We start from the raw sequence: 13,256 nt of genomic DNA on the forward strand, positions 1-13,256 counted from the left end.
CAGCAGATGCGTTGAGCCTGCGAGCGCCTCGGCCGACGTGAGAGACCAGCTTCAGTAGATCCTTCGAGACGAACATTCTCGCAGGTCATAGCCAAGATGAACAAGTTCTATCTTATGCACCAAGAAAGTCTGCGTGCTTCTCCCGCCGCCCTTGGTGTCCGGGATCGAGGACTTCGACTAGGAGGAGATCGCCGCGCCGTACAGACTTATCGGGTGTCGCACGCAGAATGCCGACCTGCTTTTACCTGCAATCTGATTAGTATGTCCGCGGAAGGACCGGATGGAGCCACACTCCTGCGAGTGCTTCGAAGATGGTCCCCCGCAGTTCAAAAAAGCACGCCTGCTCGGAAAGCTTCTGACGGAATGGGTGGCATCGCATGCCCTCACTGGCCCGGAACCTGAAAAAGAGGCCGCTGCTGGACTTCTCCAACAGCGGCTTAAGTCGAGGGAGGAAGCAGACAAGCCCGGTCTGCCAGCGGATCCGGCGTGCGCTCACATGTAGACCGGGTTCAAATCACGTGTAAGATCGGCGAATGATACGATGAGTAAAATCGGGTATAATGCGTTGAAAGTGACAGGCATCGGGAAACTTGCCAGTCTTCTGCCCGTCGGCCGTAAAGGTGCGTCGTTGGAAATCTACGCACCATCTTTGCGCAGCCTTCCGAAGGGCTCCATACTCGTGATGGCTACCTTGCCTATTATCGATTGGAATGACTGTCTGCTGCGCGGCTTGCAAAACGTTTCCGAGATAACGCGCGCCCACACGTACGCGGCCATCATGATGATCGATCCGTTCGCGTGTTGGGAGGACGTTGCCGAAGCGTTGAAAAAAGCTGGGGTCAGCGGAGTAGTAAATTTCCCACCAGCGTCCATGATTGAGCGATCTGCGGCTGGCGAACCGGTCGATTCCGGCCAGGAGCTCGAACTTCGGCGCATGGAATGGTTTGCTAGCCTGGGGTTTAAGATCTTGTTCGCCGCTGCCGATGATGCTGCAATGATATCGGCAGAGAGACGTCTTGGTCCGCATCTCCATGGCATTGTCTACTTGCCGGAAACGGCTCTCGCGCTGAGGATTTGCGACGAGATGGAATTGGCCAGGCTTGACCAACAGGGGTCGTCGATCCCAAAGTTCGCGCTCTTGGACGTGACAGCTTCAAGGCGGCCGTTGGGCAAAAACAAGAGGGCAACTGCTACTCCAAGATCCTCAGCCCCTTGATCTTGTTGTACAGAGTTTTTCTTGAAAGCCCCAGATACCGGGCAGTCTTCCCTCGATGCAGCTTGTTTCGTTTCAAGCCCTCGATGATCCACTCGCGTTCGGAGAACGCGCTTGTCGGCTTCAGAGGTGATGACGCCGTCAAAAGTGGCCTCAGGACATCAGCCGTAATGTGCGTTTGTTGCAACGTCACCAGCTGATTCACGATCTGGCGTAATTCTCTCAAATTGCCCGGCCAGTTGTGGCCTGCGAGCGCCAAGAACGCAGAATTTTCTATACCGAGCGTCTGGGCGTTCGAATCTCCTTTAGCCTCGACCGTGAAATGCTGAACAAGCTGCGGAAGGTCCTCGAGACGATCGGGCAGCGGGGGTAACCCAATATCCAGCCCGGCAAACAGCGCAACAAGCCGAGGGCATAGTACAGCGTTAAGAGCCCCCCCGCGAGCAACGGTTGCAGTTGCAATGATCCGTGCAGAGGAACGTGCCAGTGCTACGCTATTCAGCGGCGTGAAACTGCCGGTTTCCAGATAGTCGGCAAGACGCTCTTGCCCGTCCCGCGACAATTGATCGACATGCATGAGCAGGATCGTAGAATCCGTTGCGGTTTCCAGGAGCGACACTTGGCGTCGCCTGGTCTCAGTCTGCCCGGCGCCGAACAGGACGCCGACCGTATCGATGGCTGGACCGGGCCGACATTGAAACAGCGCCGGCTTGGTCAGTTTCTTGTCGCTGAAGGCGTGGACCAGACTGGCTATTCGTCGCTTTCCTGACCCCGCCTCGCCCCACACCAGCACAGGACTGGGATGGCCTGCCAAGCGCCTTGCAGTCTCGAGCACGCGCTTCATGATTGAGGATTGCGCGATCACACCGTGCCTGAACCCGCTCAATTGGAGCTGACGCTCGAGAAGATCGACCTTCTCCCGCAACAAGTGAATGGTCTTGAAGCCTGAAGTCACCTCAAGGACCGACATTTCCAACGGGACGCGGTCGAGCGACGAGCCGCCGATGAAGCCCTGAACACCTGTTTCGCGGCAGATATCGAGGAGTTCGTCAGGCTTCGTAATTGGCCCGCCCCCCATCAGGCAGATCGTGTTCCTGTCGATGGATTGAGCGACGCGAGCAACAGCGCTTGTGCGCGCGGCGAGCTCGGACAGGCTGATCGTGGGGTCGCATCCGCTTTCGATCGGCCGGTTGAGATTGAAATTGATGCAGATGGCCTCGACGCCGGCTTCGACCATGCGCCTTGCCTCGGGCTGGGTGCGCGTATAGCCGATTGCCATCAGGCCGTGTTGTGCAGCTTTGACCAGGAGTTCGATTTCCCGCTCGTAGCCAAGGCCAGACTTTTCCAGCAGAGATCTTCTGTAGTCATCGATGTGGATCACGGAAGGAAAGTTGGTGACCCCGGAAAAGCCCCACCTGATGATGCGCTCGAGAAAGCGGTCGATGTCGAGCTTTGGATCGAAGGTACAGGCCCCGAAAAAGACTGGCAATTTCGTTGAAGGCAGGATCTCGGTCCGGCCGAAGCCAGCCACGAATTCGTTGCTGTTGCGGATCGGAAGAATTGAGGCAGGTGAAGAGCCACCCATTGCGCGAAACCGGCCGGCATTGAGCGCAAGCACGAAATCCGCGCCCGCCCGTTCGGCAGCTCTGGCGGCCATGCCTGATCCGATCCCCGCCCCGAGTACAAAAGAACGAGAGTTCCGGAAGAACCGCCTGATCCCGCCGCCCTTGACCTGGTCCACCCGCGTGTGCATGCCGTCCCGCCTCCTGCAGGGCAGGTCGGAAGGCTAGCTCCAATTTGCCGGCGCATGCAACCGTCGCAGCGCATTTCCGTTCATCATGAAGAGGTGGCAGTCCGCCGGCGAAGCCGCAAGACGAACCTTGCCGGACCTACTGGGCGCCGCCGCGTTCGGTGCCTTGGCAACCATCGATTCTCTGCCAGCATTGCCGTAGATGTAGGTGACGCTGCCAAGATGCTCGACGAAATCGACGTCGATCTCGATCCCAATATCGGTCTTCTCCGCCGCGGATGGAGAGAAATCATCGGGGCGAATTCCGACCGTGATCGGCTTGCCGACAAGCGATTGGTTCGGCTGGACGGGAACGAGGATTGTCGCGCCTGCATCGAGCTTGACGCCCATGCCCGTCGCGTGCGCTGATTCGATGTGGCCGCTGAGAAAATTCATCTTAGGCGATCCGATGAACCCGGCGACAAAGCGAGATGCCGGATTGTGATAGAGGTCGTGCGGACTGCCCACTTGCTCGATATTGCCGTCCTTGAGTACGACGATCTTGTCGGCCATTGTCATTGCCTCAACCTGATCGTGGGTCACGTAGATCATGGTGTTGCCAAGCTGCTTGTGTAACTTGGCAATCTGCACCCGCATCTGCACCCGCAACTCAGTATCGAGATTCGACAGCGGCTCGTCGAACAGGAACACTTTGGGTTCGCGTACAATGGCACGCCCAATAGCGACGCGCTGCCTTTGTCCGCCTGAAAGTTGCCGAGGCTTGCGTTCCAGCAGATGACCGATCTGCAAGAGTGATGCAGTCTCGGTGACCCTGGCCTTAATCCCGGCCTTCGGAACTTTGGCCATACGCAGGGGGAAGGCAAGGTTCTCGCGCACGGTCATGTGCGGATAGAGTGCGTAGCTCTGAAACACCATGCCGATGTTTCGGTCGGCGGCATCAACGTCATTGACGACTTCATTGTCGATCAAGAGCCGCCCGCCGCTGATACGCTCGAGCCCTCCGATCATTCGGAGCAGTGTCGACTTGCCTGAACCCGATGGTCCAACGAACACGACGAATTCGCCATGTTCAATGATCAGGTCGACATTCCGCAGGATTTGGATCGTCCCATAGGCCTTATTGATACCTTCCAGGCGAACATCGGCCATCACGCTCTCCTCGGTCGCTGGCTTCCAATGGTGGCTCGGGCTATCCCAACCTCAGACAGGCTGGACACGATGAAATCGGGCGATACCAGTGAGGGATCATCTCGGGGCGGCACGCCGGTCGTGACCAGCACGGTCGGAAGCCCTGCTCTCTTGCCAGCCTGAATATCAGTCTGAATCTGGTCTCCGATCATCAAGGTGGCGCTGCGTACCGTGCCCAGGCGGGAAAGTGCAGTCTCGATCATATGCGGCTCCGGCTTACCAACAATCAAAGGCTCCACTTTCGTGGCGGCAGCCACGGCGGCGATCGTAGCTCCTGCCCCGGGCTCGAATCCACCTGCCGTCGGCAACAGGAGGTCGGGGTTGGTGCCAATAAAGGCTGCTCCATTTAGGATCGCGTCGACCGCAATCCGCAGCTTCTCATGCGTAATTTGTCGATCGAGCCCCATGACCACGGCGTCGGGCTTTCGATCCGTCACCTCGAGCCCCGCGTCTGTCATGGCTTTCGTAAGGGATGGCGCGCCGATGACGAATATACGCCCAAACTTCGGGTATGTAGCGCGGATGAGCTCGGCGGCGGTGATGGCGCTGGTGACCACGTCCTTCGGCGCAATAACAAGCCCAAGGCCTTCCAGTTTTCTGACGACATCTGCTGGCGTGTGCGTCGAGTTGTTCGTCACGAAGCAGATGGGCAATCCGGCTGCCTGCCACCGTCCAAATGCCTCCACGGAATCGACGATAGCCGCGTTGCCGCGGTAGACGACGCCGTCGAGATCCGAAATGATACCGTCCACTGGCGGCCAAATGGGGGGAGAAGCGACACTAGCCATTCATCAGCATCCCGCCATTCACGTGTACGATCTGCCCGGTCATGTAGGAAGCTGCAGGACTTGCAAGAAAAACAGCAAGACCTGCGATATCCTCCGGCACGCCGACCCGTCCGAGCGGGATACGGCCCCCGTGACGTGCCTCGGTTTCCTCGCGCGGGCGCCCGTGCATCGGTGTATCGATGATCCCGGGCGCAATGGCATTCACATTGATCTTGTGTGGGGCACATTCATAGGCGAGCAGCTTGGTGAGGTCGTGAACAATTGCTTTCGACAAACAATAGTCGGCGCCGCCCGCCTGGTAGTTAAAGACTGCACCTTGGGACGATAGCGAGGATCCGATATTGACGATCCGGCCCCCTTTGTCCTTCATGAAGCGCTCGATCGCGAGCTTTGAGCAGCGCAGGACCGCGACCGAGTTGATCTGGATGGTCCGCTCGATTTTGTCCGCATCGCCATTCAGGAGCGGTTGGGCAGATTTGACGCCCGCATTGTTAACCAGCACATCGAGCCGGCCAAAGTGCTTGGCGACCGCGTCCAGAACCCTGTTAACATCGTCCTCGCTTGCGACATCCATCGCCATCGGTAGTACGCCGTTGCCATGGGGCAGGCTTGCCAGAGTGCTCCTGAGAGTTTCCAGGTTGGCATCGGTGGCAAGGACATTCGCTCCACCAGATCGAAACGCATTCACGATGGCAGACCCGATGCCGCCCCCGGCACCGGTCACGAGCACCGTTCTGTTTGAAACTGAGAACTGTTCGGTCATTCCAACTCCAGGATCGTTTGGGATTTCAGAAACTCGTCAACGGTCTCGGCGCTCGGCATGGAGCTTTGCGCGCCGCGTCTAGTCACACAGAGCGCGGCTACCGCCAGCGCTTTCCTGACCGCTTCTCTCAAGGGCAGCCGTTCGGCCAGTGATGCGGCGAATGCTCCGTTGAAGGCATCGCCTGCGGCGGTAGTATCGACCGCTCTCACGGGAAAGGCTCGCAGGGCAAAAGAGCGGGTGTTATCAGCATAATAGGCGCCCTGTGCCCCGAGGGTGATCAGCGCGGCACCTGGCCCGAGATCAAGAAGCTTGGACGCAGCATGGGCGGCACCTTCAAAGTCGTCGACCTCGATACCTGTCAGCTCAAAAGCCTCTGTCTGGTTCGGTGTGACGAAATCGACACAGCTCCACGCTGTCGACGGAAGCCCGGACCTCACTGGCGCCGGATTGAAGATCAGCTCGAAGCCCTTGTCCTGCTTCAGCTCGAAGAGCCTGTTGAGCGCTCCGATCGGCATACCCATTTCGGCGACCACGATCGCATTGTGCTGAATGAATTCCGCGGCGTTCTCAATCATCTGTGGCGTGACGTTTAGGTTGGCGCCGGGATCTATGACAATCATGTTAGTGCCGTCGTCACCGACCATGACCAGAGCCGAGCCGGAGACTTCGCCCGGCGCGATTTTGATCGCGTCGGCGCAAACGCCGGCCTCTGTCAGGGACTGCAGGAGCCAATGACCCGCATCATCATCGCCAAGGCGCGTGTAAAAGTGCGGTCTCAAGCCAAGCCGAGCCGCGGCGACAGCCTGATTGGCGCCTTTCCCTCCCGGGTGACGGGTCAGCGTTCCCATCAGGCTTTCACCTGGCGTTGGCAGCCGCTCGACATTGAAGCAGAGATCGAGGTTTGTCGTTCCGAAGAACATCAACGGCCTGGCACTCATTTTACAGCACCAAAGGTAAGGCCACGCTCCAGGTGGCGCTGGCCGATGACGATCAGGATCACGGGAATGATCATCGTCACGACCAATCCTGCCGCCATGACGGGATAGAATTGCACGCCCGGGTTTAGCAGCTTGAGCAGAGCGACGGTTACCGGCGCCTTGGTCGAAGAGAGGATCAGGCCGAGGGCAAAATTGTGCCACGCGAGCAGGAAGATGAGCAGAGAGGCCCCAATCAGACCAGGTTTCAAAAGCGGCAGCACGATATGCAACACGACCCTGACCGGCTTGGCGCCATCCATGGCAGCCGCCTCTTCGATGTCCTTTGGGATATCTTCGATATAGGAGCGGCTCAGCCAAACGATCATCGGCAGTGTGACGACCTGGTAGACCCAGATCATGCCGATATAGGTGTCATACAGGCCAATCGTTTGGAAAACGCTGAACAGGGGGATGACGACCAGTAGGACCGGGGCAAAGCGGAACCCCAGAATGAAGAAGGCAATGTCTTCTTTGAGGGGTATGTCCCGTCTTGCCAGCACGTAGCCGGCAGGGACCCCCACGAGCAGGGACACGATGACAGAGCCAAGCGCTATGACAACGCTGTTCGTGATCGGGGTCAGGAAATCGATCTTGATAGTGCCGTAGCTGGTTGCTCCGGCTTGGGCGACGTCAAACAAGACGCGAAAGTTTTCCAATGTCGGCGAGAACAGGAAGGTCGGCGGCCAGGTCATGACCTCTGCCTGCTGCTTGAGCGACATCATCACGATCCAGACAAGCGGGAAGGCCAGGATCAATGCGCAAATGCCGACGAGCAGGTTGAGGATCAAATTGACGGAGGTGGCGCGTCTCAGTCGCATACGTTGGCCCTCAGCTGACGCGCTGCCGCACGACGCGCCACAGCTTGACCATGGCGAACGTTCCCACCAGCACGATCATCCAGTTGACGACCATGAGGGCTGCACCACGCCCGAAGGCGAGATTCTGGAATGCGACAATGTAGGCGCGCACGGAAAGAACGGAGGTGCTATCTCCAGGCCCGCCTTGCGTAGTGCCAAAGATGATGTCGAACTGATTGAGCGATTCGATCAGCCGAAACACAGCCGCGATCAGAATGTAGGGAGCGATCAGCGGCAACTCGATATGCACAAAGGTTGCCCACCCCTTTGCGCCATTGACACGCGCGGCCTCCCTCACTTCTTCATTGATACCCTGAAGGCCTGCGAAAATGATCAGCGCAAAGAATGGCGTGTAGGTCCAGACGTCAATCAGGACGAGCGAGAACATTGCGGTGTTGGGATCTGAAATCCATGCAAAACGGGCGATTCCTGCAAGCGAGAGCAGATAGTTAAGGATCCCGCTTTGCGGGTCCATCATCGTCGTCCACATGAGCGCTACGCTCATCGGAGGCAGCACGAGGGGCAAGAGGATGACCGGCCGCATCAGCCGTGCAACGATGACTTCTGTCGCGAACAATTTTGCAAGTGCAAGACCGAAGGCAGCCTCCGCAACCACCGCCGATCCGGCGTAGACAAGAGTGGCCCGAATGCTGTTCCAGAAATCATCCGACTTGATCAGCGCTGCATAGTTGTTGAGGCCGACGAAGTGGACCAGCGGCCGACCGAACTTGAGATCCGTCAGCGACTGAAAGACGCCATAGAAGAACAGAAAAAGAAAGCCGAGCAATATGGTGATCGCTGGCGCTATGGCTGCGATGCTCCACCAGTCAAGATGCGACTGCTCGGCGCGCGTGACCGCCTTATCGTTTGACGCAACAAGTGGGCTGGCTGAAGACTGCAGCGTCACGAGCCCGTCGGATCCTCGAAGGTCCATCTCGGTCTATCTCTAAAATGCATGGGGCGGCGATGAGCTCGCCGCCCCATTTGTTTCACATTGACGAACGGATTTCCGAGGCAAGGGCGGCCAGCGTCGCCTTCACGTCGGCTCCGTTGACCATTTTCTGCATGGCTACGGCCCATGCGTTCATTGCTTCGGCAAAGCCTACGCGGGCTGTGAAGGCGAGTTGCGCCCGTTCCTGCACGGTTTTAAACGTGTCTACGAAATTGTTGAACTCTGGCTTTGCCGCATAGTCGAGCCAGGCCTTGTCGCTCCAGGTCGAGGCGCGCGGAGAGTTGACGAGCTTGCCGGCGATGGCGCCGTTCAGCTCGACTTGCTTCGATGTCGCCCATTGGATGAACAGCCAGGCGGCTCCTTTTTTCTGGGACGCAGCGTTCATCGCAAGCGACCAGATCCAGATATTCGACTCGAAGTTCTTGCTAGTCGGTGCGTGCAATGGGGGTGCGAACGCGATTTTGCCGGACGCGGGCTTGCCAGCCACGTCGTTCCAAAACCCGAACATATTAGAATCAATCGCCATCGCGGTGCGCCCTGAATTGATGCCATCAACGACCTGGTACCAGTTGTCATTGGCAAAGGACGGCGCCGCGCATTTCTTGATCATGTCCACATAGTCTTTGTGGAAGGCGATCGACTCGGGCGAATCCAGCCCTGTCTCCAACTTGCCGTCCTGGACGACGAAATCATGCACGCCATAGGACCTGGCAATCGAGATGGCAGCTGTGTGGATGCTGCTCCAAAAGCGCACGCCGCGCACGCCCAAAGGGGTGATGGCGGAATCCGCAGCCTTCAGCTTTTCGCAGGCGGCGGACATCTCTGGCGGAGTCGTTGGGACCCCAATGCCGTATTTTTCAAGTATGTCCTTACGGTAGAACAGCTGGATGTTCTCAAAGCCATGCGGGATCGCCCACACCTGCCCGCTTCCTGGCTCGATTTGGCCTTCCTTGACTTTCCAGGTCAGCGCATCCCGCAATGCAGGGAAGAAATCCTTGTAGTCGTAGCCCGCTGCCGTGAGCTTAGCGTCGTTCAGATAACGATCGAGCGGCTCGAGCAACTGGCCCGGTGCGAGATCCCAGGCCGGTTGAATGCCCGTACCCACCACGTCCCAGCTGCGGGATTTTGTACTGAGCTGGATGGTCAGCTTATTCCAATAGGCATCGTCGGGATACAGTTCGGGCGTCACCTTGATGCCGGTGAGTTTCTCGAATTCCGGCAACTGGGCCGCGACCGCGTCGGCATACGGATGAATGTCGTAGGCCCAGACGATCGACGTGCCTTCGAACTGGCGCCAGTTGATGTCCTCCGCCTTAGCTTGGGAAAACGCCATGGCCGTTCCGGCCAAAAGGGTGGAGCAGATGAGAGCTTTTTGTGCAAAACTAGCCGTATGGCCGCGCAAAGCGGCGAGCGTCCTTGGCATGATTCCCTCCGATGGGCTCTTTGGCCCGCAAACCACGCGCCCCCTCCTCTTCAAGCGGCCGCGGCGTTGCCGAGGCTAATCTTCGCGCATCTAACGAAAGCGGCCTTTGAGGCTCGGATTGGGTAAGGTTGGGTAAGTCAAAAAATCGGGCGATTGGGAAGTATCGATTGGAAGAAGCGGAGTTTGGAATGGGCCCCGGTTGACGACAACAGCCTGGCGAGCGCTGTGATGGCTGCGTTTGTACCCCAGTTCGAGACGAACAGCACTAAGGCGCACAGGGCGAGCATCGCGATCGGTGCTCCGTTGCCGTATACGATATACGGCTTCTGGAGCGCGATCCAAGCGGCGATGTGATGGGCGTTAGTGCAGCCAAGAGATATGGGCGCAGCAATATTCGCGTTGAAGCGGTCGCCCCCCTGCACGGCAATCCTGTCAGGAGAAAGCGCTCAAATGAATCTGCACCTACTCCATCCCGTCACAGGTGGAGAAGTCGTGAGATTCCCGGAGAGATCGTCGTGCATGGCGGCAATCAGCAAGCAACATAGACTCTAGAGAAGCTTGTGCGGCTTGGACCGCGCGCATACTCGCCTTCAATGAGCCGGCTCGACCATATCAGGAGCGGTCTCGTCTATTGGTTGAGACGGATCCTCCGATCCGTTTGCGGGCAAGAGGTATCGGCAGCCCCGATGGGATTGGCGGGACATCGGTCTCGGCGGGCAGTATATTGGTCCTCGATCCACGCTAAACCTAACCGAAAGTACTGGCGCATTCATGCGACCTCTCCGCTGACGAGGCTAGACGAGCGATCGCTTGCGACAGGTCGGACGAGGCGAGGTACCGCAGCAATCAGACGCTTGGTATAGTCCGCCCGTGGATTGAGGAAAACCTCATCCGTATCGCCACTCTCGACGACGCGTCCATGGCGCATGACCATGACCCGGTCGCTGAGATGGCGAATCACGCCGAGATCGTGCGAGATGAAGAGATAGCTCATACCGAGCTGCGCCTTGAGATCCCCGAGCAGGTCGAGCACCTGCGCCTGGATCGAGACATCCAGAGCGGAAACCGGTTCATCGCAGACGATCACGGCTGGCTTTGGCGCGATCGCACGCGCGATCGCGACGCGTTGGCGCTGGCCGCCCGAGAGCTCCAGCGGCCGGCGATCCAGGAATGCTGGCGATAGGCCCACCGACTCGAGCAGCTCAATAATGCGCAGGCGACGCTCCGACCCGGTGTCCACATCAAGGAGGCTGTCAGATATGATGCGGCCGACGGTCCAGCGTGGATCAAAGGAGCTGAGCGGATCTTGATAGATCACGGAGATCGAGCGGCGTCGCGCCCTACGCTTGCGTTCGGCGATTTCGCTCCACGCCTCTCCCTGGAACAGAACGGCTCCCTCGTCGGGAGTATCCAGAGCCATCGCCAGGCGGGCTGTGGTGGATTTACCTGATCCTGATTCCCCCACAAGGCCCAGCGTTTCGCCTGACCGAAGCTCGAAGGATACGCCGTCAACCACCGTCCGCGGGACGCCATCAGGGCCGTTGAATCGCTTCACAAGATTGGTCGCACTGAGGATGATTGCAGTGGATTTAGGCGAGTGTGGTTGTTGCAGCGGGCTCAGAGACTTGGGTAGGCGTGCAATCGCCGTGGACGACAAACGGGAGCCGCGGGGACGTCCCGAGGGTACCGCGTTCAGGAGCTGCGAGGTGTAATCGTGTTGCGGGTCGCCGAAGATCTGCGCAGCTGGTCCACGCTCGACGACCTCGCCTTCGCGCATGACCAGAACATCATCCGCCATGCGCGAGACCACCGCCAGGTCATGGCTGATCAGGATCAGAGCCTTGCCCCGTGCCTTGGTTTCCTCCAGCAGCGCCAGCACCTGTGCCTGCACGGTCACGTCGAGCGCGGTGGTTGGCTCATCGGCGATCAAGAGGTCTGGATCGAGTGCGAGCGCCGACGCAATGAGGGCTCGCTGGCGTTGGCCACCGGACAATTGATGCGGCAGCTGCCGGGCTTTGATCTCAGGCTCAGGAACCCCAACGAGTTCGAGCAGCTCAACCACGCGGCGTTTGAGTTCCTCACGGGAGTGGACAGCACGATGGAGAAGGAGGCCCTCGCCGATTTCTCTGCCGACCTGACGGAGTGGATCGAGCGAGAGAAGGGCGTCCTGCAGCACGAAGCCGATCTTCTTGCCCCGGATGAGCCGCCATGAACGTTCATTGAGGTCAGTCAGGTCTGTCCCTGTGAAGTTCATCTCGTGCGCATGAACATGTGCCCCATGGCCCGCAAGCCCGACGAGAGCGCGCGCGGTTACGCTCTTGCCCGAGCCGGATTCGCCGACGATCGCGAGGCAACGCCCCGATCGAAGCGAGAACGACACGCCACGCACGGCCGTGCCGTTTGGATTGTCGCGTCCGAATGACACGCGCAGCGAATCTACGTTGAGAAGACTTGGCTGAGGAGGCTGGGGGGGAAGAACATGCAACATGTCAGCCCTTTCCTTCGAGGCGGTTCTGCAGATAACGTCCGATCACCGTCACGCTGAGAGCAAAGATCACCACTGCCAGACCCGGCATGATCTCGAGCCACCACGCATAGATCACGTAGTTGCGGCCAGCATTCAGGAGCGCCCCCCATTCAGGGGCTGGAGGGGGAACACCGAGTCCCAGAAACGCAACGCCCGATGCCCAGATGATGGCTTGGCCGACGCCAAGCGTGATCATCGCGGTCAACGGGTTCATGGCATTGGGGAGGATGTGCCTTCGCACGATACGCCAATACGGGTGTCCAAGCGCCTTGGCTGCCTCCACATATCCTGCGCCCTTAACAGACAGGACCTGCCCCCTGATCATCCGGGCATAACCCGGGGTTGTTCCGATCCCGACCGCGATGACCAACGTCAGCACAGTCGTGCCGAAAACGGCCACGAACAGAAGCGCAAGGAAAAGCACCGGTAGCGCGAAAAGTGCGTCGAGCAAACGGCTGAGAACATGATCGATGGCTCCGCCGCAAAGACCGGCGGCGAACCCCAGAACGAGTGCAATTGACACGCTCAACGCGGTCGCGCCAAGACCGATGGTCAGGGACTGCCCTGCCCCTTCAACAATGCGGGAGTATAAATCGCGACCGGACTGATCAGTCCCCAGCCAGTGGCTGGGCGACGGGGCCTGTACTGAGGACGTCAGGTCAATCGCCAGCGGATCATGGGTCTGTAGCAGCCAGGGCGCGGCCGCCGCTGTTAAGAAGAACGTAACGATGGTTATGGCCAAGCAAACCCGCAAAGGAATTGCCTGTGCCGTTGAAAGTGCTTCCCTCCAATAGCGAGATTTGAGGACGTCTGGTAGC

The 13,256-nt window shown here is 58.8% G+C and carries 11 protein-coding genes; 1 reads left to right on the top strand and 10 read right to left on the bottom strand.

Annotated elements, in window-relative coordinates:
* Positions 1 to 541: 541 nt before the first annotated feature.
* Positions 542 to 1,216, top strand: coding sequence for a hypothetical protein (locus IVB42_RS31980; RefSeq protein ID WP_247371500.1), 675 nt, complete (start codon positions 542 to 544; stop codon positions 1,214 to 1,216).
* Here IVB42_RS31980 and IVB42_RS31985 read toward each other — a convergent pair.
* The 10 genes from IVB42_RS31985 to IVB42_RS32030 form a co-directional block, all read right to left on the bottom strand.
* Positions 1,191 to 2,966, bottom strand: a complete 1,776-nt coding sequence (locus IVB42_RS31985) for a phosphoenolpyruvate hydrolase family protein (protein ID WP_247360778.1) — start codon at positions 2,964 to 2,966, stop codon at positions 1,191 to 1,193. The genes IVB42_RS31980 and IVB42_RS31985 overlap by 26 nt on opposite strands.
* Before the next feature lie 33 nt (positions 2,967 to 2,999).
* Entirely contained in the window at positions 3,000 to 4,112 is a 1,113-nt protein-coding gene (gene ugpC / locus IVB42_RS31990; protein WP_247337842.1) for a sn-glycerol-3-phosphate ABC transporter ATP-binding protein UgpC, read from the bottom strand.
* Positions 4,112 to 4,903 carry an HAD-IIA family hydrolase gene (locus IVB42_RS31995; RefSeq protein WP_247371504.1) on the bottom strand — a complete coding sequence of 264 codons (792 nt, stop codon included), beginning with the start codon at positions 4,901 to 4,903 and terminating at the stop codon, positions 4,112 to 4,114. The genes ugpC and IVB42_RS31995 overlap by 1 nt, the downstream gene beginning before the upstream one ends.
* A gap of 28 nt (positions 4,904 to 4,931) precedes the next feature.
* On the bottom strand, positions 4,932 to 5,702 hold the full coding sequence (locus tag IVB42_RS32000; protein WP_026233437.1) for an SDR family oxidoreductase: 771 nt from the start codon (positions 5,700 to 5,702) through the stop codon (positions 4,932 to 4,934).
* Positions 5,699 to 6,640: a ribokinase gene (locus IVB42_RS32005; protein ID WP_247369495.1), complete on the bottom strand. Its 942-nt coding sequence runs from the start codon at positions 6,638 to 6,640 to the stop codon at positions 5,699 to 5,701. The genes IVB42_RS32000 and IVB42_RS32005 overlap by 4 nt, the downstream gene beginning before the upstream one ends.
* Positions 6,637 to 7,497, bottom strand: a complete 861-nt coding sequence (locus IVB42_RS32010; protein WP_247369497.1) for a carbohydrate ABC transporter permease — start codon at positions 7,495 to 7,497, stop codon at positions 6,637 to 6,639. The genes IVB42_RS32005 and IVB42_RS32010 overlap by 4 nt, the downstream gene beginning before the upstream one ends.
* A 10-nt stretch (positions 7,498 to 7,507) precedes the next feature.
* Entirely contained in the window at positions 7,508 to 8,443 is a 936-nt protein-coding gene (locus IVB42_RS32015) for a sugar ABC transporter permease (RefSeq protein ID WP_247369499.1), read from the bottom strand.
* A gap of 82 nt (positions 8,444 to 8,525) precedes the next feature.
* Positions 8,526 to 9,911, bottom strand: a complete 1,386-nt coding sequence (locus IVB42_RS32020) for a sugar ABC transporter substrate-binding protein (RefSeq protein ID WP_247471784.1) — start codon at positions 9,909 to 9,911, stop codon at positions 8,526 to 8,528.
* A 769-nt stretch (positions 9,912 to 10,680) separates the two neighbouring features.
* Positions 10,681 to 12,399, bottom strand: a complete 1,719-nt coding sequence (locus tag IVB42_RS32025) for an ABC transporter ATP-binding protein (protein WP_247371507.1) — start codon at positions 12,397 to 12,399, stop codon at positions 10,681 to 10,683.
* Between the two features lies 1 nt (position 12,400).
* Entirely contained in the window at positions 12,401 to 13,180 is a 780-nt protein-coding gene (locus IVB42_RS32030) for an ABC transporter permease (protein ID WP_247471787.1), read from the bottom strand.
* Between the last annotated feature and the right edge of the window lie 76 nt (positions 13,181 to 13,256).

This window comes from Bradyrhizobium sp. 45 (assembly GCF_023073155.1).
GTDB lineage: Bacteria > Pseudomonadota > Alphaproteobacteria > Rhizobiales > Xanthobacteraceae > Bradyrhizobium > Bradyrhizobium canariense_D.

What these genes read in the sequence shown, in the direction of transcription:
- IVB42_RS31980 (WP_247371500.1), top strand. Translation starts at nt 542, where the DNA reads ATGAGTAAAATCGGGTATAATGCGTTGAAAGTGACAGGCATCGGGAAA.
- IVB42_RS31985 (WP_247360778.1), bottom strand. Translation starts at nt 2,966, where the DNA reads ATGCACACGCGGGTGGACCAGGTCAAGGGCGGCGGGATCAGGCGGTTC.
- ugpC (WP_247337842.1), bottom strand. Translation starts at nt 4,112, where the DNA reads ATGGCCGATGTTCGCCTGGAAGGTATCAATAAGGCCTATGGGACGATC.
- IVB42_RS32000 (WP_026233437.1), bottom strand. Translation starts at nt 5,702, where the DNA reads ATGACCGAACAGTTCTCAGTTTCAAACAGAACGGTGCTCGTGACCGGT.
- IVB42_RS32005 (WP_247369495.1), bottom strand. Translation starts at nt 6,640, where the DNA reads ATGAGTGCCAGGCCGTTGATGTTCTTCGGAACGACAAACCTCGATCTC.
- IVB42_RS32010 (WP_247369497.1), bottom strand. Translation starts at nt 7,497, where the DNA reads ATGCGACTGAGACGCGCCACCTCCGTCAATTTGATCCTCAACCTGCTC.
- IVB42_RS32020 (WP_247471784.1), bottom strand. Translation starts at nt 9,911, where the DNA reads ATGCCAAGGACGCTCGCCGCTTTGCGCGGCCATACGGCTAGTTTTGCA.
- IVB42_RS32025 (WP_247371507.1), bottom strand. Translation starts at nt 12,399, where the DNA reads ATGTTGCATGTTCTTCCCCCCCAGCCTCCTCAGCCAAGTCTTCTCAAC.